Here is a 21,132-nt window from a genome sequence, read left to right as displayed (position 1 = left end):
TTGCTAGGATCGCTCCACCGGAACACCGGACATAACGCGCAACCTACTCAGATGGAGCCACTATGTCCGGCGCCGACACTTCTCACAGCGACTACGTGGGCGGATTATTCCGCAGTCATTACGACTGGCTGTGCAGCCGTTTGCACCGCCATCTCGATTCCCGTGCCCACGCCGAAGACATCGCCGCCGACACCTTCGTCCAACTCCTGAGTTCCCCGGGTGTGGCGCCGATTCGCCAGCCTCGCGCCTTGCTCACCACCATCGCCCAGCGCCTGATGTACCAACTGTGGCGCCGGCGTGACCTGGAGCGTGCCTACCTCGACGCCCTCGACCAGGACGAAACCTCGCCCGCGCCATCCCCTGAGGATCTGGCGCAAATGCTCGAAGCCCTGCAGGCCATCGACCAGTTGCTCGACGGCTTGCCGGCCAAGGTCAAGGCGACCTTCCTGCTGTCGCAACTCAATGGCCTGACCTACCCGCAAATCGCGGCCGAGCTGGGCATCTCCCAACGCTCGGTCAGCGACTACATGACCCGCGCCGTCAATCGCTGCCTGCGGCTGTGCCTGGAATGAGCGACGAACTTATCGACAGCGCCACCCGCTGGGTGGTGTTGCTGCGCTCCGGCGAGGCGAGTGCGGCCGACTGGCAGCGCTACCACCAATGGCGCGCCGCAGACCCGCGCCACGAAGCCTTGTGCCAACAACTGGAAACCCGCCTCGGCGTGTTTCAGATTCCCCAGGCCCAAGGTGTCAGCGGCAAGGTGTTGCAGCAGGCACTCGACGCGCCTTCCAGCCGTCGCACCGTGTTGCGCGGTGCCCTGGTGGGCGCCGGTCTGATGCTCGGCGCCGGCTGGCTGGCCCGGCCGATGGTGGAGGATCTGACCGCCGATATCCGCACCGGCACCGGCGAGCGGCGCACCGTGGAATTGGCCGATGGCAGTGAGTTGCTGCTCAACGCCCGCAGCGCCGCCGACATTCAATTCGACCCGCAACGCCGCGTCGTCCGCCTGCGTGACGGCGAGTTGCTGGTGAAGATTGCCAGGGACAGCAACCGACCGTTTTTCATCCAGACCGATCAAGCCCGGCTGCATGCCTTGGGCAATCGCCTGTTGCTGCGCGAGCGCGAAGGGCAGGGCCACATTGTTGCGCTCAACGGCGCCCTGGAGATCGACGGCCAGAACGGCGAGCGCCTGCAACTGGAGGCCGGGCACGAGGTGACTTACGACCGCTTCGGCTTCGGCCCGGTGCTCGCCAGTTCCTCGGGTGCGACGGCGTGGATCGACGGTTTCCTGCAAGTGCGCGATCGCCCGCTGGTGGAGGTGATCGATGCGTTGCGCCCTTACCACAATGGTGTGCTGCGCCTCGATCCGGCGGTGGCGGGTTTGCGGGTCAGCGGCCTGTATCGCCTCGACAACCCCGACCAGATCCTCGACACCCTGGCTCGCACCCTGCCGATCCATATCACCCGCCGGACCGGCTTGTGGGTGACTGTCAGTGCCACATAAAAACGGTTCGCCTCGGTCAATGTGGGAGCTGGCTTGCCTGCGATGCAGACACCTCGGTGCCGCAGTTGCACCGAGTCGATCCCATCGCAGCCTCGCTAAAGCTCGACAGCTCCCACATTTGATCGAGTCGCGTCCAAAGGTCGGTTCTAACGACATAACCAAACGATCTGCAAGTTTTGCCCCGGCCATCCCACATCACTCCCGTAGGCGCTGCGGGGAGCAGCGCCCAGGAGTTTCATTGGGGGGAGCCAACATGAACCCATTCAACCGTACACCGCTTCGAGCCTTTGCCCTGGTGCCGTTGGCCAGCCTGTTCCTGTCGTTCGCTGCCAGCGCCGAAGACGCGCGGCAGGTCTACCACATTGCACCCGGCCCGCTGGATGAAGTGCTGCTGAACATCAGCCGTCAGAGCGGCCAGGTGATTTCCTTCACGCCGCAGTTGGGCAACTATTCCTCCGCCCGTGTCGACGGTTCGCTGTCGGCGCAACAGGCGGTAGACGCCGCGCTCAAGGGCACCGGCCTGCAAGTGCAGGTCAGCCCGGACGGGGCGTTCATCATCAAGGAAGGCGCCAAAGCGCTGCCTGCCAGCAACAACATCAAGGCGCAAACCGCCGAAGCCCAGGCGCCGACCCTCGATCGCGTGGTTGCCATCGGCACCCGGCGCAGCGACGCCACGGCCCTCACCAGCAGCGCCCCGGTGGATGTGATCAACGCCGAAGAACTCAAGCAAACCGGCGCCACCAGCCTTAACCAGGCGCTGTTCCAGTTGCTGCCCTCGTTCAACTTTCCACAGAACAACAGCGCCACCCGCGGGCAAGACCCCAAAGGCGCGTCCCTGCGCGGCCTGTCGCCCGACCAGACCCTGGTGCTGATCAACGGCAAGCGCCGGCACACCTCGGCGGTGGTGAACATTTCCGGCGGCGTGCCGTTCATTGGCGCGCAGCCGGTGGACCTGGACATGATCCCCATCAGCGCCATCGACCACGTCGAAGTGCTGCGCGATGGTGCCTCGGCGCAATACGGGTCTGACGCGGTAGCCGGGGTGGTCAACATCGTGCTCAAGGAGCGCGACAGCGGTGGCGGCATCAACACCCAGCTGGGCAAGTACGCCCAGGGCGACGGCTTCAGCAAAACCACCGACGGCTGGTACGGCATCGGCTTGCCGGGGGACGGTTTCCTGACCCTGAGCTTCAACACCCTGAACAACAAACCCGATGACATCGGCGACAAATACGTCGCCGACGGCCAGGTACAAGACCCGCGCTGGGGCGGTGCCGGGCGCGACAAATACAACCTGGCGGCCAACGCCGAAATCGGCCTGAACGACCAGTGGCGCCTCTACAGTTTCGCCACGTTCGGCCAGGACACCTCGGTGAACAACACGCCACCGCTGCTGGCCAGCAGCCCGAACAACGTCGCCGGGATCTACCCCAACGGCACCATCCCGAAATACCGCTACCGCTATGAGGACGGCGCAATCACCGTCGGCACCCGCTACGAAGACGAGAGCATCGGCCGCTTCGATTTGAGCGCCACCTATGGCCGCGACGAGCACGATGAACTGGCCTTCAATACGGTCAACCCGAGCTATGGCCTGAACAGCCCGACCAAGTTCAACGTCGCCACGCTGGTCAACGACCAGACCAACATCACCCTGGATTACGCCAAGGACCTGGACGTCGACTGGTCGAGCCATCCGCTCACCGTGTCGGCGGGCGTGGCCTACCGGCATGAACAATATCGGCTGGAGGCGGGCGACTACGATTCCTACTCCTATGGCGGCATCGACGGCGTGCAGGTGGGTGCCGTGCAGGCTTCGGGCCTGACCCCGGACGACGCCGGCACCTTCAAGCGTGATGTGGGCGGCGTGTACTTCGGCCTGGAAAACCAGGTCACCGACAAGCTTCAGGTGGGCATCGCCGGGCGTACCGAGCACTACTCGGACTTCGGTTCGGCCACCACCGGCAAGCTCTCGGCGCGCTATGACTTCACCCCGAAAGTCGGCCTGCGGGCCACGGTCAACAACGCCTACCACGCGCCCAGCCTGGGCCAGATCGGCACCTCCTGGACCACCACCACCAACCTCGACGCCAACGGCAACCCGGTGCTGACCCGCATGCTGCCGGCCGACAACCCGGCCGCCCGCGCCCTGGGCGCCCAGCCGCTGAAGCCCGAGAAATCCACCAACCTCTCCCTGGGCCTGGTGCTGCGCCCGACCGACCAGGCGTCGCTGACCATCGACGCCTATCAGATTTCGATTCGTGACCGCCTGCTGTTCAGCGGCGGCATTTCCGGGCCGCTGGCCGAGCAGATCCTCAAGGATGCCGGCTACGGCCAGTACTCCTGGGCGCAGTTCATGACCAACGCCGCCGACACCCGCACCCGCGGCGTCGACATCGTGGGCAAGTACAACCTGGACCTTGAACAGTTCGGCAACCTGAACCTGTCGGCGGGCTACACCAAGGCCCGTACCACCATCGAGAAGGTTCACGAAAACCCCAACGGCTTTGAAGTGCTGACCCGCGAATCCCGAGGCTTCCTGGAGCACGGCTACCCGGAAGACAAACTGGTGTTTGGCGCGGTGCACAAGCTCAACCAATGGACCATCGCCCTCAACGAAACCCGTTACGGCAAGTACCGCAAATATGCGTCCAGCGAAGCCAACGCCCAGTACGACCAGACCTTCGGCGCGCAATGGACCACCGACCTGGACGTGAACTACGCCTTCACCAAACAACTGCGGGTGTCGGTGGGCGTCAACAACCTGTTCGACAGCAAGCCTGACGACTACAACACCCGTTTGCGCCAGACCCCGGGCCAGCAATACAGCTACCTGTCGCCGACGGCGCCGGAAGGGGCGTTTTACTACACGCGGCTCAGTTATGACTTTTAAACCCTGATCTTGAAGGGTGTGGAGGTCAAATGTGGGAGCTGCCCACTTTGGACCTGTTTTGAATCTCCAAGAGGCTACTCATGAGAACACTAAAAAACCTGCTCGGTGGCTCGCTATTGGCACTCACCGTCCTGGCCCAGTCCGCCACGGCCGCCGAACCCGTCAAACCGATCCACTTCGGTGACATCACCTGGGAAAGCGGCAGCCTGATCACCGAAGTGCTGCGCCTGATCGTCGAGAAAGGCTACGGCCTGCCCACCGATACCTTGCCCGGCAGCACCGTGAGCCTGGAGGCCGCCCTGGCCAAGGACGATATCCAGGTGATCGGCGAAGAATGGGCCGGGCGCAGTCCGGCGTGGGTCAAGGCCGAAAGCGAAGGCAAGGTCTTCGGCCTGGGCGACACGGTCAAAGGCGCCACCGAAGGCTGGTGGGTGCCGGAGTACGTGATCAAGGGCGACGCCGAACGCGGCATCAAGCCCCTGGCTCCGGAGCTTAAATCCGTGGCCGACCTGGCCCGCTACAAAGACGTGTTCCGCGACCCAGAAGACCCGACCCGTGGGCGCTTTCTCAACAGCCCCACCGGCTGGACCTCGGAGATCGTCAACAGCCAGAAAATCAAGGCCTATGGCCTGACCGACAGCTTCGTCAACTTCCGCACCGGCTCCGGCGCGGCGCTGGATGCCGAGGTGGCTTCGTCGATCCGCCGCGGCAAGCCGGTGCTGTTCTACTACTGGTCGCCCACGCCGCTGTTGGGCCGTTTCAAGCTGATCAAACTGGAAGAGCCACCGTTCAACGCCGAAGCCTGGAAGACCCTGGCCGACGCCAACAACCCGCACCCCATCGGCACCCGCTCGATGCCGGCGCACCTGGCGATTGGCGTGTCGGCGCCGTTCAAGGCGCAGTACCCGCAACTGGTGAAGTTCTTTGAAAAGGTCGACCTGCCGATCGACCTGCTCAACGGCATCCTCGCGCACATGGCCGAGAAACGCACCGCGCCACGCCTGGTGGCCGAAGCGTTCCTCAAAGAACAACCACAGGTCTGGCAGCAATGGGTGCCGGCGGACGTCGCGGCCAAGGTCAAGGAGAGTCTCTGATGCGCAAACTCATCGCAGCCACACTGTTGGCGTTGTGCGCCGGGCCTCTGCTGGCGGCAGAGCCGGCCACCCTGCGTGTCGGCTACCAGAAAAGCTCGGTGAGCATGGTGCTCGCCCGTGAGCATCACCTGTTCGAACAGGGGCTGCCGGGCACCAAGGTCGAGTGGATCGAATTCCTCGGCGGCCCGCCGCTGATCGAAGCCTTGAACGGCGGCAGCATCGACATCGGCAACATCGGCGACATCCCGCCGATCTTCGCCCAGGCGGCCGGGATCGACATGCAGTACATCGGCGTCGAGCCCAATGACGGTCGCACCGAAGCCATCCTGCTGCCCAAGGACAGCACGGTAAAAAGCGTGGCCGAACTCAAGGGCAAGCGCGTGGCGCTGCTCAAGGGCTCCAGCGCCCACAACCTGTTCCTCAAAAGCCTGCTGCGTGCCGGCTTGCAATGGAAGGACGTGAACGTGGTGTACCTGTCACCGTCCGACGGTCGCGCGGCGTTTGAACAAGGCAAGGTCGACGCCTGGGTGGTGTGGGACCCGTACTACTCGGCGGCCGTGGTAGACGGTTCGGCGAAGGTGCTGGGGGATGGCCAGGGGCTGAACCCGGCGGGCAGTTTTTTCATCGCCAGCGGCCCGTTTGCCAGGCAGCACCCACAGGCGATTGCGGCGATCCTCAAGGTGTTTGCCCAGGCGCAGCGGTTGTCCCTGGACCAGCATGACCAAAGCGTCGCGCTGATGGCCAAGACCCTGGGCCTGCAGCCGGCGGTGGTGGAGAGTTACTTCCAGCATCGCTCGCCGACGCCAAGCCGGCCACTGAACGCGACGGACATCGCCACCCAGCAAGGCACGGCGGATGCTTTTTTTGCCAACGGCCTGATCCCGAAAAAGGTCGATGTGCAGCAAGTGGTGTTCAAGGCTCCGTAACGTTATCCCTGTGGCGAGGGAGCTTGCTCCCGCTGGGCTGCGCAGCGGCCCCAAAATCCTGGGAGCGCTTCGCACTCCAGCGGGAGCAAGCTCCCTCGCCACAGCAAGCTCCCTCCCCACAGCAAGCTCCCTCGCCACAAAGAGCCTTCCGGCCACAAAAAAAGTTTCTCAAGGTCCCTTCGTAACCCATCAGTGAGCAGACCATGCAACCGATCTACATCGACTTTCTCAACGGCCTGGACATCGACGAACTGGCCCTGACCAACGACGAAATCCTCAACGCCATCGAATCCAGCCTGGCCATCCAGGGTCGCAGCGAGGCGGTGATCGAGCCGCGCATGCACCTGATTCCCGGCGGCGCAATCAACGGCCACTTCAACGTGCTGCGCGGCGTATTGGGCGGCGCGATCGGCTACGCCGGGGTCAAGGTGGTGGGGGATTTTGTCGACAACTACCGCAAGGGCCTGCCCTCGGAACTGGCGATTCTCAACCTGCTGGACCCAGCCACCGGCATCCCCAAGGCCATCCTCGACGCCTCGGCAATCACCGACATGCGCACCGGCGCAGTTACCGCCATCGGCGCCAAATACCTGGCCCGGCCCGACAGTAAAATCCTCGCGCACATCGGCGCCCGTGGCACCGCCTACTGGAACGTGCGGCTGCTGGACCACCTGTTCGACTTCGACGAAATCCGCGTGCACTCGCGCCGCAGCGAAAGCCGCGAAGCCTTCGCCGAACGCCTGCGCCGCGACCTCGGCAAGCCGGTGATTGTCACCGACGATTGGGAGTCCACGGTGCGCGGCGCCGACATCGTGGTGGAGGCCTCACGCCTGGACCAGCCGCAACCCTTGCTGCACACCGAATGGATCAAACCCGGTGCGTTCGTGGTGCCCTACGGCACCATGAGCGCGGTGGAACTGTCGTTGACCGACATCATGCACAAGCTGGTGGTGGACGATTGGGGCCAGTGCAAAGGCGGGATGTTTGGCGCCTTGCGCGCGCATGTCGACGCGGGAAAACTCAGCGCCGAGACCTTGCATGCCGAGTTGGGGCAGATCGTGGCCGGCTTGAAAACCGGTCGGGAATCCCCCGAGGAAACCATCCTGTTCTGGCACCGTGGGTTGAGCCTAAGCGATATCGCGTTGGGCCATGCGTTGCTGGAAAAATCCAAACGCCTGGGGATCGGCCAGCGGCTGCGCTGGGCATGATTCACTTCGATCCCGCGGGTTTGGCGATTGAGGATTTGCTGTCAATTGCCCGGCAAGACGCGCCGGCTGACTTCAGCGAAGCGGCCCGCCAGCGCATCGACGAAGGCCATCAACTGTTGCTGCGTCTGGTGGCGGCAGGCACGCCGATTTACGGCGTCACCACTGGCCTTGGTGCGGCAGTGGATACGCAGGTCGCGCCGGTGCAGGCCAGCATTCCACTGGGGCGTGCGGTGGGAGTGGGGCGCCTGGCCAATCGACAGGAACTACGGGCAATCACCGCAGCTCGCCTGGCCGGATTGGCCCAAGGGCGTTCGGGTATTTCACCGGGTGCAGCGCAGGCGCTGTTGGCGTTACTCAACTCCGGCGTCGAGCCCGAGGTGCCGTTGCTCGGTTCGTTGGGCGAGAGCGACCTGGCGCCGTTGGCGCATTTGAGCCTGGCGCTGAATGTGCCTCTGACGGGCAAGGATGGCCTGGCGCTGGTGTCGGCCAACGCCGCGAGTATCGGCCTCGGCGCGTTGCTGGTGGCCGAGGCCGAACAGGCATTGCAGGCCGTGTTGGCGGGGCTGGCGTTGTCGTGTGAAGGCTATCGGGCCAACCTCAGTCCGTTCCAGCCATGGGCTTCGCGGTTGCGTCCGGCGCCGGGGCAAAGTGGGCAATCAGCGGCCTTGTTGGCATTGCTGGCGGGCGGCGAATTGGCCGATAACCCACGCCGGCTCCAGGACCCGTTGAGCTTTCGTTGTGCCACGGTGGTTCAGGGCGTGGCGCAACAGGCAGTGCAGGCGTTGCGCGAGTTGATCGAACTGGAACTGGCCAGCGGTGCGGACAATCCGGCGTTGATCAGCGAAGAGGCGCTGGTGCTCGCCACGGCGAATTTCGACAGCACACATTTGGCGCTGGCGGCCGAAGGCTTGGGCCTGGCCTTGAGTCGCGTGGCGGTGTGCAGCGCCGAACGGATTGCCAAGCTGTTGTCACCGGCGTCCAGTGAACTGCCGCGCTTTCTGATCAACCAGCCCGGGCACGTGGGCATGGCCGCGTTGCAGCGCACCAGTTCGGCGTTGGTGGCGGAGATCGGGCACTTGGCCAATCCGATCCCGGCGGTGAGTGTGCCGGTGGCGGATCGCGTGGAAGATTATGCGGGGCAGGCGCTGGCGGTGATCGAGAAAACCCGGCAACTGGTGCAGCGTGTGGTGTGGCTGGGCAGTATCGAATTGATCGTGGCGGCGCAGGCGGTGGACCTGCGCGGCAACGTTGAACTGGGCGAGGGCACCCGGCGTATTCATCAGGCGGTGCGCAGCCAGGTGGCATACCTGGATCAGGATCGCTCCGGGTCAGTGGATGTGTTGGCCCTGGCCGCCTTCATCGAGAACGCAGGCTTGAACCCCATTCTCTAAATCAAAGAAGCTCAACTGTGGGAGCTGGCTTGCCTGCGATAGCGGTGTTGGATTCACCATCGCTATCGCAGGCAAGCCAGCTCCCACATTTTTGACTGCATTTCAGGTCATGGGTTTTCAGCGGCCAGGGCGGCAATCACTGCCGGGCGTTCACCGATCCGCTGTTGAAACTTCGCCAACGCCGGCCACTGCTGCAAGTCGATATCAAAGAACCCCGCCCAACGCAGCACCACAAACAGGTACGCATCCGCCACCGAGTACTGCGCGCCCAGCAGGTAATCCTGGCGCTCCAGTGTCTGCACCAGAATCGCAAACCGCTTGAACAGCGTGGCCTTGAACAGGGCCTTCACGTCATCTGGAATCGCGTCCTTGAACAACACCCCCAGCCCGCCATGAATCTCGCTGGAGACAAAGTTCAGCCACTCCTGCAAACGCACCCGCTCCCAACTGCCATTGACCGGCGCCAGGCCCGCCGCCGGCACCTGGTCGGCCAGGTATTGCAGGATGGCGGCGCCTTCGGTCAGCACCTCGCCATTGTCCAGTTGCAGCGCGGCGACATAACCCTTGGGGTTGATCTGCAAGAAATCATCACCGTCAGCCGTGAGCTTTTTCTGGTTGTCGACGCGAATCAATTCAAACGGCAGGGCCAGTTCCCGCAACACGATGTGGGAGGCGAGGGAACAGGCATTCGGGGAAAAATACAGCTTCATCAAGGTAACTCCGCAGGACAGTTGCCTTCAGTCTCACGGGCGTGGCACCTTGCGTAAAATTAATCTTTCAGAATCCTGCCATAAGGACAGCTACTGTCATGATGAACCTGATGCACTGGCGCCTGCTGGTGGCGGTGGCGGACAACGGCAGTATCACCGCCGCCTCTGAACGGGTGGGCATGACCCAGTCCGCTGCCAGCCAGGCGATGGCCGCTATCGAAGCCAATCTCGGGGCGCAGTTGTTCACCCGCGAGGCGCGCCAGACCGTGCCCACCGCTCTGGGCTTGCAGGTGATTGAGCAGGCGCGGGTAATGCTGGGGGCCTTGCAGGCGATTCGCACCACGGTGGATGAAGCGCGGCCGATGCTGCGTGGGACGATTCGCATCGCGAGTTTCCCCATGGTGCTGGCGGTGTTTCTGCCGCCGCTGCTGCGCCGGTTCAACCAGCTTTACCCGGGCATCGAGGTCACGGCCCTGGAAGTCACGGACGATGAAGTGAACACCTTGCTCGACGCGAACCTGATCGACTTGGGCGTGGTGCTCAACCCACCGTCGGAGCGCAGTGCGGCGGTGCTGGGGCGCGATAACTGGGTGGCCGTGCTGCCGATGGCCCATGTGTTTTCCCGGCGCCCGGCCCAGGCCACGGTCACCCTGGAAGAGCTGGTGGAGCAACCGTTCGTGCTGGCCACCGGCGGCTGCACCGTCAACGCCCGCAGCCTGGCCCAGGAAGCCGGCCTGGTGTTGCGCGAGGTGCGGGTGGAGGTGCGGGAATGGAACAGCGCCTTCAGCCTGGTGCGCGAAGGCGTGGGCGTAACCCTGGTGCCCGAGATGACCCTGCCTGCCCAGCGTCACGGCTTGCGCATCATGCCGCTGGCGGAGCCGGTGCACCGCGAGTTTGCGTTGGTGACATCACGCCACCAGCCGCCTTCCGCAGTGGTAAATGCTTTGTTGCAAATGCTGGCTGACTAGTGGCCTTGCATAGCGCCAACGCCTGTCTATGCTCACCCAGAACCGTTGATGACGCTCGGCATATAAAGCGTTTCGGATAGGTTTCCCCATAAAGGTCTGCGATCAAGATTCAAACCGTGAATGGAATGCGCCCGCGTGGGCGTCGGGATAATAAAGGGTGATCTGACATGTTCAACCGCCAACACAAATCCGACCTGCTGGAAATCGAACGCTTCTCCTGTGCCCTTACCGAAGCCAAAGCCAAATTGGCCGCCATCAGCCGTTCCATGGCAATGATCGAGTTTGATCGCGACGGCATCGTGCTGGATGCCAATGAAAACTTCTGCAAGACCATGGGCTACAGCGCCGAGGAAATTCGCGGCAAGCATCACCGGATTTTCTGCGAAGAGGCCTACACCCACACCGACGCCTACTCCAAGCTCTGGCGCGACCTGGCGCGGGGCGAGCCCCTCAGCGGCACCTTCATGCGCTTGAACAAGCATGGCCAGGAAGTGTGGCTGGAAGCCAGCTACATGCCGGTGCTCGGTGCCGACAACCAGGTGCAGAGCGTGATCAAGGTCGCCTCGGACATCTCCGCACGGATTCACCGCGAGCATGAAAACCAGAGCCTGATCGACGCCATCGGCCGCTCAATGGCGGTGATCGAATTCACGCCACAGGGCCAGATCCTGAATGCCAACGACAACTTCCTGAAGACCGTGGGCTATTCCCTCGGCGAGATCGTCGGCCAGCACCACAGCATGTTCTGCCATCGCCAGGAAACCGAGTCGCCGACCTACAAGGCGTTTTGGGCTTCCCTCAATCGCGGCGAGTACCACTCTCATCGTTTCGAGCGCAAAAACAAATACGGTCAGACGCTGTTTTTGGAAGCTTCCTACAATCCGATCTTCGATACCAACGGGCGCCTGTACAAAGTGGTGAAGTTCGCCAGTGACATCACCGACCAGGTCACCACCTTGCGCACCGCTGCCGACTCGGCCCACGCCACCTCGGTGCAGAACGACGCCTGTGCCCGCAAGGGTTCGGAAGTGGTGCAGCAGACCGTACAGATCATCGAAGAAATTTCCCGCGACCTGAACGAAGCCGCCGTGAGTATCGATGCGGTGAGCAAACAGTCGGACATCATCGGCAGCATCGTCCAGACGATCCGTGGCATTGCCGACCAGACCAACCTGCTGGCGCTGAACGCCGCAATCGAAGCGGCCCGGGCGGGTGAGCATGGGCGAGGGTTTGCGGTGGTGGCGGACGAGGTGCGCAGTCTGGCGGCGCGCACCAGCCAGGCGACGATCGAGATTGTGGATGTGGTGCGCAAGAACCACGACCTGTCGATCAGCGCGGTATCGAGCATGCAGTCGAGCTTGAGCCGCACGGGGCTTGGGGTGGAACTGGCGAATGAGGCGGGGCAGGTGATCCTGGAGATTCAGGAAGGGTCACGGCATGTGGTGGATGCGATCAGTCAGTTCAATTCGACACTTCAACTGCAGTAACACACCGTTATGGCCGAGGGATAACCTGTGGCGAGGGAGCTTGCTCCCGCTGGGCTGCGAAGCGGCCCCAAAATCTTGGGAGCGCTGCGCACTCCAGCGGGAGCAAGCTCCCTCGCCACAGCAAGCTCCCTAGCCACAGCAGCTCCCCAGCCACAGGGCTTATATGGTCAGGGCTTAGATCGCAGCCAGGGTCGCTTTCACGTTCTGCGCCTGCGGGTCAGCCGTCTTCGCCGCTACCTGCTGCGCCTGCTGCTCTTTCACGCGCTCTGCCACTTCCTTGGAAATCGCGTCCTGCTTGTCCTGCGGCATGTTCTTAACATCATCTTCGGTCAAACCCTGTTCCTTGAGCAGTTGCTCGCGGATGCGCTCGGCCGGGCTTTTCTTCATGTAGTCGGTGAAGTCACTGCGGGCCGACGAGGTGGAGTCGGTCTTGGGCACATCGGTGGTCGACGTGGTGGCAGTGGTGGCCTGCAACTGCACGCGGGTCTTGGCGAAGGCCGCATTGATGTTGTCTGCAGTGGCGTCGGCGGCGGCCTGGGTGGTGGACACGCCGGTGGCACCCTGGACGTTTTGCGCGGCGCCGCTGTACAGCGCGCTGGCCGCGGCGTTGGCCGGGTCCATGTCGGCGCGTTTGATGCGTTGGATCGTCGACTGAGCCTGGGGATTGTTGTTGATCAGCATGATCAGGACACCTGTGGATGTGAGCGGTGCCACAGGTGCAGCAATTAGCGTGCCCAATGATATGGCCCCGTGTTTACGGGGCTTTTGGCCGCTACCGTCGGCAAGGCTTGGCGTGCCGACGGCCATTGTTTGCCGCTAGTGGGCAATGTTCTCCAGCGCCAGGTTGCGGGTGCGCGGGCCGAACCAACTGATGGTGATCATCACGATCAACATGCTGCTGGCGATAAACGCCAATACGCCCGGCGTGCCGAGGTGCTCGAGGATCACCCCGATCAACAGGCTGCTGAACACCGTCGACAACCGGCTGAAGGAATAGCAGAACCCCACGGCTCGGGCGCGGATATTGGTGGGGAACAGTTCGCTCTGGTAGGAGTGATAACTGAAGCTCAGCCAGGCGTTGCAGAAGGTGATCATCACCCCGCAGAACACCAGCCCCACGGCGGTGGTTTGCAGGGCAAACAAACTGCCGAAGATCACCGCGCCTAGTGCCGAGCCGACGATCTGCCATTTGTTCTCAAACCGGTTCGCCACCTTCACAAACAGCAGCGGCCCCAGCGGGTAGGCGAGGGTGATGATGAAGGCGTAGCCCAGACTGTGAGTCACGCTCACACCCTGGCCCGACAGCAGCGCCGGCAACCAATTGCCGAAGCCGAAAAAGCCGATGGCCTGGAACACATGGAACACAATCAGCATCAACGCCCGACGCCGGTACGGCGGTTGCCAGATATCGGCGAAGCGCCCGTTGCCCTGCACGCTGACGGCCTCCGGTTCCGGCTCGTCCAGTGGCTTGCCGTGGTCCTTCTGGCAGCGTGCCTCCAGGTTGTCCATGATCTGCCCGGCTTCGTCGAAACGACCTTTTTGCGCGAGCCAGCGCGGTGATTCCGGCAGGCGCTTGCGCAGTTGCCAGATAAACAGCGCAAACACCGCACTGCTCAGCACCACCCAGCGCCAGCCGGAAACCCCGAACGGCGCCTGGGGCACCAGCCACCACGACATCAGCGCCACCGCCGGCACCGACAGGAACTGGATGAAAAACGCAAAGGCAAACGCCGAACTGCGCATGCGCTTGGGCACCAGTTCCGAGAGGTAGGCGTCGATGGTCACCAACTCGATGCCCAGGCCGATGCCTACCAGGAAGCGCATGCAGATGATCCCCAAGGCTGAGGTCTGGATGCCCATCAACACGGTGGCGACGGTGTACCAGATCAACGCAAAGGTGAAGATCGCCCGGCGCCCGTAGCGGTCGGCAATCGGGCTGAGCAGGCTGGCGCCGAGGAACAGGCCGAGGAAGGTCGCCGAGGCAAAGGCCGCCTGGTCGGAGAAGCCGAATACGCCTTGGCTGCCGGTGTGGAAAATCCCGTCACTGATCAAGCCCGGGCTGATGTAGGCGGTCTGGAACAGGTCGTACAGCTCGAAAAAACCGCCAATCGACAGCAATGCCACCAGGCGCCACACAGTGGCGACGGCGGGCAGCCGGTCGATGCGCGCGCTGATGTGGGCGGCGCGGATCGGGTCGATGCCGTCTGCGGTAGAAGGGGAAGACATGGGCAGAAAACTCAGTAAGTGATCGGGATCTCGAATTCCTGGAACGCATCATCCACCGGTTGGTAACCCAGCACACGGGTGGTTTCGCTGAGGTCCAGGCGTTTGAAGCGGTTATTGGAAATGCCGTGGGCGATCAGGTGTTTCACCCCGACGGTTTCCACCGAGCGTTGCAGCAACTGCACGGCGTCCCGCGGGCTGAGCCAGGCGCTGAGGTCGCGAGCGTTGTTAAGGTCGTGGGTTTCGGGGAATTCAAATGCGCCAATGCGCAGGGCGATGGTGGAGAGCGGGGTCTTGGCGGCGTAATAACCGCACAGGGCTTCGCCGTAGCATTTGCTCACGCCGTACAGGTTGGCGGGCAGTACGGGCATGCCGGGGGTGATTTGCCGGTCTACCGGGTAGCCTTCGATGGTTTGCGCGCTGCTGGCGAACACGAGGCGTTTTACCCCGGCGGCCACGGCGGCTTCGAACAGGTAGGTGGTGGCCAGGATGTTGTTGGGCAGCAACTCGTCGAAAGTGGCGCTGGCGTGGGGGATGCCGGACAGGTGCACGATCACGTCAATGCCGTCGAGCAGCGCGGCGAGGGCGGTTTTGTCGCTCAGGTCGGCGTGGATGAAACGGTGTTCGCCGAGGGCGAAGTCCGGCTCGATGCGGTCGGTGAGGGTGAAGCGGTAGCGGTCTTTCGAGGCTTCGAAAAACGTCTTGCCGATGCGACCGCAGGCGCCGGTGAGCAGTACGTTGAGTCCTTTCATTTTTTATCCTTAGTTGTGACCATCAAGGGCGAAGGCCTGGAAGCCAGGGCGTTGGCTGAGGAGTTCGTAGTAAGTGCTGACAGCAGGGTAGGACGAATGCTCCATGGGTGTCATCCGCCAGCGGTGTACCGACAGGCCAATCAGGATATCGGCCAGGGTGAAATCTTTACCGGCCACGTAGGCGCCGGTCTTGATCAGTTGCTGTTCCAGCAGGCCCATCTTGTCGTTCCAGCCTTTTACGCCGGCTTTGATGCGCTGCGGGTCCTGGTAGTCAGGGTTTTTGCGCACCAAGGCGTGGAAGGCGTAGCCCCAGGACGGGTTGAGTTCGGTGGCTTGCCAGTCCATCCACTGCTCGACCCTGGCCCGGGCGGCGGGTTCGGCGGGCAGCAGGTCGTGGCGTTGGTGCAGGCCTGCGAGGTAGCGGCAGAGGGTGTTGGATTCCCACAGTACGCCGTTGGCGTCGATGAGCACCGGGACTTGGGCGTTGGGGTTCAGGGCCAGGAATTCGGGGGATTGGGTGGGGGTGAAGCCGATGCCCCAGTCTTCGCGGTCGTAGGAGATGCCCAGTTCCTGGCAGGTCCACAGGACTTTTCGCACGTTGATGGAAGAAGTGCGACCCAGGATTTTCAGCGAATGGCCCATGGTGCTTTCCTGACGAGGGTGAGAAGGCAGGGGGCAATTTAGCAGGGGTATGGAGCGACGACGATTAAAAATGTGGGAGCTGGCTTGCCTGCGATAGCATCACCTCGGTATGGCTGATACACCGAGGTGCCTGCATCGCAGGCAAGCCAGCTCCCACATTGACCGCGTCCGGGCCCTTAGCAGCGCGGTGATTCCTGGTCCATCAGCTTGCCCATCAGCAATACACCCAACTCACTCAACTGGTGAATGGCCAATGCCGCGTCGCGGTCTTTGCCGGTGAGTTCATCAGACAGGTCGAGCAATAACGTGCTGACCGAGGAAAACGTCTCGTAGCTGTTGACGATCAGGCTTTCGCTGCTGACGTCGGTGCGGACAGTAAATAAGGCGGGGGGATTTGGAGTTGCTTTGTACATAGGTGAGTTCTCCAACTGGGCTACCACCTGATCGCTACTAAACGAAAGGGTGGCGGCTGCACGCAGGTTAGTAGACCGGTAGACCCTCACAAAACCCGGCGCGCCACGAGGGCGCCCTGCGCACAGCCACCATCAAGCACAGACAGGTAAGTCCGACAGATGAAGCTCATGCACATTTGTGAGGGGGTACTCAGGCTACTAAACCCGATCACTGAGAAATTCAGCGACCGAGCAACCTTAGAGAGCCCCACACAGGCGCACAAGCCGGCGGATTCTGACGTACCTGTAGGCAATGGAACAAGGCGCTGCCATCAACATCAGTCACTTCCTACAGCTACCGCCTAGGTGCTCTCGCGCACCTTCAGCTCAAACCCCATGTCCACCACCGGCCGGGCGATCTTGTTGCCCGCCATCACCGTCAACAAATGCTCCGCCGCACGCCGGCCAATAGCTTCACGCGGCGTACTGATGCTGCTTAAACGCGGCACCATGAACGAGGAAGAGGGCAGGTCGTTGAAGCCCAGCACCGAGATCTGCTCCGGTATCTTGATGCCATGACGCAGCGCTTCCAGCAACGCGCCCTGAGCCAGGTCGTCGTTACCAAAGAAGATCGCGTCCACGTCCGGATGGCTGGCCAGCAGTTGCAGGAACAACTCGCCGCCCAGGCCCAGCGACGACGGCCGTGGCGTCAGTACTTCCAGTGCCGGGTCGTATAACCCCGCCTGTTGCAACGCCCGACGAAAGCCTTCACCGCGTAACAACGTGCGCTGGTCCAGTTGCGCACCGATGTAGGCCAGGCGCTTGCGACCCCGTGAGATAAGATGCGCCGCCGCCGTTTCCCCGGCGTTCAACTGCGAAAAGCCTACGCAGTTCAGGCCGGCATTCGGGTCCAGATCCATCATGTACACACACGGCACATTGCTCGATTCCACCATGCGCCGGGCACTTTCCGTACGGTCAAACCCGGTCAGCAGCAAACCCCGTGGCTGATAGGCCATGTAGTTGCGCAGCAGGTCTTCTTCTTCATCGCGGGAATAATGGGTGTTGCCGATCAGCACTTCGAAGCCCTTGGGCCGCAGCACCTGGTGGATGGCTTCCAGGGTTTCGATAAACAGCAGGTTGGACAGCGACGGCACGAGCACCACCACCGACTGGCTCTGGGCCGACGCCAGGGCGCGGGCGGCCGGGTTGACCACGTAGCTCAGTTCGGCGGCAGCTTTTTGCACTTTTTCCACCAGTTCGGTGGCCACGGTGCTGATGCCGCGCAAGGCCCGGGAGGCGGTAATCGGGCTTACGCCGGCCAGGCGCGCGACTTCATTGAGGGTAGGGCGGCCCGTGGTGCGGGTATTTTTATCGTTCTTGGGAGTCATCAGGCGGCTTGCCAAACAAAAATCGAGGCACTAAGGTAGCGCTGTCTCCAAGACCCTGCAAATTCTTGAACGTCGGGATGCCTGTTCCCGTTCAAACCTTTGGAGCAGATGCACGCGTCACTCCATAAAAATGACAAGACGGCGCGGGAAAAGCCTGTTTTTGCACTAGCCTTACAGCGTGCAAAGGTAGCGCTATCTGCGTCTTGAGGTGTTTCATGAGTCAACCTGTTACTGCCCTCGTGATCATGGGTGTTTCCGGCTGTGGCAAGTCCAGCGTCAGCGAGGCGTTGTGCCTGCTGAACGGCGCCACTGCCATCGAAGGCGACAGCTTTCACCCCGCCGCGAACATCGAGAAGATGAGTGCCGGCCATCCCCTTAACGACGACGACCGCGCCGGCTGGCTCGACATCCTGTGCGATGAACTGCGCCGCTCGCTCAAAGCCGGCGAGCATCCGGTGCTCACCTGTTCGGCCCTGAAGAAGAAATACCGCGACCACCTGCGCGAAGCCGCGCCGGGCCTGGGGTTTGTGTTTCTGGAGCTGACCCGCGAAGTCGCCGCCGACCGTGTGTCCCATCGCCCCGGCCATTTCATGCCGGCAAGCCTGATCGACAGCCAGTTCGCCACCCTTGAATCGCCGGTGGGCGAGCCATTGACCCTGGCCCTCAACGCCAGCGTAGACAGCGTCGAAGAGTTGGCCGAGCAAACCAATGCCTGGTGGCTCGAACACGGCTTTGAACCAACCCAATAATTTTTTGCCGGACAAGATAGCGCTGTCCGCCTGCACTGAATTGTTTACCCGCTTTAATAACAACAACAAACAGGAGAGACCCCCATGTTTGGCTTGTCCCACGATACCTACCTGCTACTCGATGCAGTGGTCACCATTATCGGCCTGATCGTGTTGATCACCCGGTTCAAAGTCCACCCGTTCCTGGCGCTGATCATCGCCGCTGGCTTCCTCGGCCTGACCTCGGGCATGCCCGTGGACAAGATCATCAAGGCCTTCCAGGACGGCTTTGGCGGGGTGCTCGGCTTTGTCGGGATTATCCTCGCGCTGGGTACGATGCTCGGCAAGATGATGGCCGATTCCGGCGGTGCCGATCAGATCGCCCAAACCCTGGTGCGGGCCTTCGGCAAGGAGAAGGTGCAGTGGGCCATGATGTTCGCCGCGTTCCTGGTGGGCATTCCGCTGTTCTTCGAGATTGGTTTCGTACTGCTGATCCCGCTGGTGTTTATCGTGGCGCGCCGCACCGGCGTGTCGCTGATCAAGATCGGCATCCCGCTGCTGGCCGGCCTGTCGGCGGTGCACGGCCTGGTGCCACCGCACCCGGGCCCGTTGCTGGCGATCGGCGTGTTCGGTGCCGACATCGGCAAGACCATTCTCTACGGCCTGATTGTCGCGCTGCCTACAGCCATCATCGCTGGCCCGCTCTACGGTTCGTTTATCGCCAAGTACATCCCGGGCAACCCGTCCCAGGAGCTGGTGGACCAACTGGCCAGTGAGCAGCCGGAGTCCAAGACCCTGCCGAGCTTCAGCATCACCCTGATCACCGTGCTGCTGCCGGTGTTCCTGATGCTGCTGAAAACCTTTGCCGACGTCGCCCTGCCGGACGGCCACGTGATCCGCAACTGGATGGACATGATCGGTCACCCGATCACCGCCTTGCTGCTGGCCTTGCTGCTGTCGCTGTACACCTTTGGCCATCGCCAGGGCATCGGTTCCAAGCAAATCCTCAAGCTGCTCGACGCCAGCCTGGCGCCGACTGCGGCGATCATCCTGATCATCGGTGCCGGTGGTGGTTTCAAGCAGATGCTGGTGACCAGCGGCGTGGGTGATGTGATCGGCCATATGGCGGTGACCGCGCAGATCAACCCGATCCTGCTGGCCTGGCTGGTGGCGGCGGTGATTCGTGTGGCCACTGGCTCCGCGACCGTGGCGACCATTACCGGCGCCGGCATTGTGGTGCCGGTGGTGGGGATGATTCCTGGCGTGAACCGCGAGTTGCTCGTATTGGCGACGGGGGCGGGCTCGTTGGTGCTGTCTCACGTCAACGATGCGGGGTTCTGGCTGGTGAAGCAGTACTTCAACATGACCGTGGCCGAGACGTTCAAGACCTGGACGGCGATGGAGACCATCCTGTCGGTGGTGGCGTTGGGCTTTATCATGTTGCTGTCGTTGGTGGTCTAACAGGCACACCGCAAAACAAATGTGGGAGCTGGCTTGCCTGCGATGGCGATGGTGAATTCAACACCGCTATCGCAGGCAAGCCAGCTCCTACATAGATTGGGTTTCTACCGTTAGATTGGGTCAGGCGTCAGCTTTTTAACCAGCCCATCCGCCCGGAACATCGCCCGGATGCCCCGCACTGCCTGGCGAATCCGGTCCTGGTTTTCGATCAGCGCAAATCGCACATGGTCGTCGCCATATTCACCAAAGCCAATCCCCGGCGACACACACACCTTCGCCTCAAGCAGCAACTTCTTGGCAAACTCCAGCGACCCCATCGCGGCATACGCCTCGGGAATCTTCGCCCAGACGTACATCGACGCCTTCGGGTTCTCGACCATCCAGCCCAGCTCATGCAGGCCTTTGACCAGTACGTTACGCCGCTGGCGGTACTGCTCGGCAATGTCTTTCACGCACTGCTGATCGCCTTCCAGCGCGGCAATCGCCGCCACTTGCAGCGGGGTGAAGGTGCCGTAGTCGTGGTAACTCTTGATCCGCGCGAGGGCGTTGACCAGTTCCGGGTTGCCCACCATGAAACCAATGCGCCAGCCGGCCATGTTGTAGCTCTTGGACAGGGTGAAAAACTCCACCGCAATGTCCTTGGCGCCCGGCACTTGCATGATCGAGGGGGCTTTCCAGCCGTCGTAGACGATGTCGGCGTAGGCCAGGTCATGCACCACCAGCACGTCGTACTGCTTGGCCAGGGCGATCACCCGTTCGAAGAAGTCCAGCTCCACGCACTGCGCGGTGGGGTTGGACGGGAAACCGAGGATCATCATCTTCGGCTTGGGAATCGAGCCACGGATAGCGCGTTCCAGTTCAGCGAAGAAATCCACGCCGGGAATCAGCGGCACCGAACGCACCTGGGCACCGGCAATCACGGCACCGTAGATGTGAATCGGGTAGCTGGGGTTGGGCACCAGCACCGTGTCGCCCTGGTCCAGGGTGGCTAGCATCAAGTGCGCCAGGCCTTCCTTGGAACCGATGGTCACGATGGCTTCGGTTTCCGGGTCGATGTCCACTTCGTAGCGGTCTTTGTACCAGCGGGAAATCGCCCGGCGCAGCCGCGGGATGCCTTTGGAAGTGGAGTAACCGTGGGTGTCTTCACGCTGGGCGACGGTGACCATTTTTTCCACGATGTGCGGTGGAGTGGCGCCGTCCGGGTTACCCATGCTCAAGTCGATGATGTCTTCGCCGCGCCGACGCGCAGCCATCTTCAGCTCGGCAGTGATATTGAAAACGTAAGGGGGGAGTCGATCTATGCGCGCAAAGCGGCGCGGCGAACTTGGTTCGGCCATTGTTGCCTCGAAATACGTAAGCGCC

The 21,132-nt window shown here is 62.4% G+C and carries 19 protein-coding genes and 1 pseudogene; 12 read left to right on the top strand and 8 right to left on the bottom strand.

The annotated features are described in order from the left end of the window. Positions 1 to 62: 62 nt before the first annotated feature. From V3W39_RS12970 to V3W39_RS12940, 7 genes are all read left to right on the top strand, one after another. Positions 63 to 572, top strand: coding sequence for a sigma-70 family RNA polymerase sigma factor (locus V3W39_RS12970; RefSeq protein ID WP_177042829.1), 510 nt, complete (start codon positions 63 to 65; stop codon positions 570 to 572). Next, the gene (locus tag V3W39_RS12965) at positions 569 to 1,504 is read left to right on the top strand and encodes a FecR domain-containing protein (RefSeq protein ID WP_259201274.1); all 936 of its coding nucleotides are present in this window, start codon (positions 569 to 571) and stop codon (positions 1,502 to 1,504) included. The genes V3W39_RS12970 and V3W39_RS12965 overlap by 4 nt, the downstream gene beginning before the upstream one ends. Positions 1,505 to 1,757: 253 nt before the next feature. Further along, entirely contained in the window at positions 1,758 to 4,397 is a 2,640-nt protein-coding gene (locus V3W39_RS12960; protein WP_330212728.1) for a TonB-dependent receptor, read from the top strand. An 80-nt stretch (positions 4,398 to 4,477) separates the two neighbouring features. Then, on the top strand, positions 4,478 to 5,491 hold the full coding sequence (locus tag V3W39_RS12955; RefSeq protein ID WP_330212727.1) for an ABC transporter substrate-binding protein: 1,014 nt from the start codon (positions 4,478 to 4,480) through the stop codon (positions 5,489 to 5,491). After that, the gene (locus V3W39_RS12950; protein WP_177042833.1) at positions 5,491 to 6,417 is read left to right on the top strand and encodes an aliphatic sulfonate ABC transporter substrate-binding protein; all 927 of its coding nucleotides are present in this window, start codon (positions 5,491 to 5,493) and stop codon (positions 6,415 to 6,417) included. Before V3W39_RS12955 ends, V3W39_RS12950 begins: the two co-directional genes overlap by 1 nt. A 203-nt stretch (positions 6,418 to 6,620) precedes the next feature. Continuing rightward, positions 6,621 to 7,625, top strand: coding sequence for an ornithine cyclodeaminase family protein (locus tag V3W39_RS12945; protein WP_294739323.1), 1,005 nt, complete (start codon positions 6,621 to 6,623; stop codon positions 7,623 to 7,625). Beyond that, positions 7,622 to 9,016 (top strand): aromatic amino acid lyase, encoded by a 1,395-nt coding sequence (locus V3W39_RS12940; RefSeq protein WP_330212726.1) that lies wholly within the window; start codon positions 7,622 to 7,624, stop codon positions 9,014 to 9,016. The genes V3W39_RS12945 and V3W39_RS12940 overlap by 4 nt, the downstream gene beginning before the upstream one ends. A 107-nt stretch (positions 9,017 to 9,123) precedes the next feature. On the opposite strand, the gene gstA is transcribed toward V3W39_RS12940, so the two are convergent. Beyond that, positions 9,124 to 9,726: a glutathione transferase GstA gene (gene gstA, locus V3W39_RS12935; protein WP_177131144.1), complete on the bottom strand. Its 603-nt coding sequence runs from the start codon at positions 9,724 to 9,726 to the stop codon at positions 9,124 to 9,126. Between the two features lie 98 nt (positions 9,727 to 9,824). On the opposite strand from gstA, the gene V3W39_RS12930 reads away from it, so the two are divergent. The 3 genes and pseudogenes from V3W39_RS12930 to V3W39_RS33780 all read left to right on the top strand — a co-directional run bounded on the left by V3W39_RS12930 (position 9,825) and on the right by V3W39_RS33780 (position 12,181). Beyond that, the gene (locus V3W39_RS12930; RefSeq protein ID WP_177042837.1) at positions 9,825 to 10,694 is read left to right on the top strand and encodes a LysR family transcriptional regulator; all 870 of its coding nucleotides are present in this window, start codon (positions 9,825 to 9,827) and stop codon (positions 10,692 to 10,694) included. A 167-nt stretch (positions 10,695 to 10,861) separates the two neighbouring features. Next, positions 10,862 to 11,590: pseudogene (locus V3W39_RS33785) on the top strand (PAS domain-containing protein); the annotation flags it as partial. A gap of 18 nt (positions 11,591 to 11,608) precedes the next feature. Next, complete coding sequence (locus V3W39_RS33780) at positions 11,609 to 12,181, top strand: methyl-accepting chemotaxis protein (RefSeq protein WP_371131994.1); 573 nt, start codon at positions 11,609 to 11,611, stop codon at positions 12,179 to 12,181. Positions 12,182 to 12,355: 174 nt separating this feature from the next. On the opposite strand, the gene V3W39_RS12920 is transcribed toward V3W39_RS33780, so the two are convergent. From V3W39_RS12920 to V3W39_RS12895, 6 genes are all read right to left on the bottom strand, one after another. Next, positions 12,356 to 12,862: a hypothetical protein gene (locus tag V3W39_RS12920; RefSeq protein ID WP_177042839.1), complete on the bottom strand. Its 507-nt coding sequence runs from the start codon at positions 12,860 to 12,862 to the stop codon at positions 12,356 to 12,358. A gap of 135 nt (positions 12,863 to 12,997) precedes the next feature. Beyond that, a complete protein-coding gene (locus V3W39_RS12915; protein WP_294739781.1) occupies positions 12,998 to 14,407 on the bottom strand; it encodes an MFS transporter in 1,410 nt (469 codons plus the stop codon). A gap of 11 nt (positions 14,408 to 14,418) precedes the next feature. Then, a complete protein-coding gene (locus V3W39_RS12910) occupies positions 14,419 to 15,156 on the bottom strand; it encodes an NAD-dependent epimerase/dehydratase family protein (RefSeq protein WP_177113771.1) in 738 nt (245 codons plus the stop codon). Positions 15,157 to 15,165: 9 nt separating this feature from the next. Further along, the gene (locus V3W39_RS12905) at positions 15,166 to 15,798 is read right to left on the bottom strand and encodes a glutathione S-transferase family protein (protein ID WP_330212724.1); all 633 of its coding nucleotides are present in this window, start codon (positions 15,796 to 15,798) and stop codon (positions 15,166 to 15,168) included. Between the two features lie 176 nt (positions 15,799 to 15,974). Next, complete coding sequence (locus V3W39_RS12900; protein ID WP_330212723.1) at positions 15,975 to 16,211, bottom strand: DUF6124 family protein; 237 nt, start codon at positions 16,209 to 16,211, stop codon at positions 15,975 to 15,977. Between the two features lie 341 nt (positions 16,212 to 16,552). Beyond that, entirely contained in the window at positions 16,553 to 17,584 is a 1,032-nt protein-coding gene (locus tag V3W39_RS12895) for a LacI family DNA-binding transcriptional regulator (protein ID WP_177043103.1), read from the bottom strand. A gap of 212 nt (positions 17,585 to 17,796) precedes the next feature. Between V3W39_RS12895 and V3W39_RS12890 the strand changes: the two genes are divergently transcribed. Together V3W39_RS12890 and V3W39_RS12885 are read left to right on the top strand one after the other, a co-directional pair. Continuing rightward, positions 17,797 to 18,330 (top strand): gluconokinase, encoded by a 534-nt coding sequence (locus V3W39_RS12890; protein ID WP_177042844.1) that lies wholly within the window; start codon positions 17,797 to 17,799, stop codon positions 18,328 to 18,330. An 84-nt stretch (positions 18,331 to 18,414) separates the two neighbouring features. Beyond that, the gene (locus V3W39_RS12885; protein WP_177042845.1) at positions 18,415 to 19,770 is read left to right on the top strand and encodes a GntP family permease; all 1,356 of its coding nucleotides are present in this window, start codon (positions 18,415 to 18,417) and stop codon (positions 19,768 to 19,770) included. A gap of 110 nt (positions 19,771 to 19,880) precedes the next feature. On the opposite strand, the gene alaC is transcribed toward V3W39_RS12885, so the two are convergent. Beyond that, positions 19,881 to 21,107 (bottom strand): alanine transaminase, encoded by a 1,227-nt coding sequence (gene alaC, locus V3W39_RS12880; RefSeq protein ID WP_177042846.1) that lies wholly within the window; start codon positions 21,105 to 21,107, stop codon positions 19,881 to 19,883. Positions 21,108 to 21,132: the final 25 nt, after the last annotated feature.

The organism is Pseudomonas sp. Z18(2022), assembly GCF_036346535.1.
Taxonomy (GTDB): Bacteria; Pseudomonadota; Gammaproteobacteria; order Pseudomonadales; family Pseudomonadaceae; genus Aquipseudomonas; species Aquipseudomonas yamanorum_A.
Note: the sequence above shows the minus strand (reverse complement) of the source record. Positions and strands in the feature narration are given on the sequence as shown.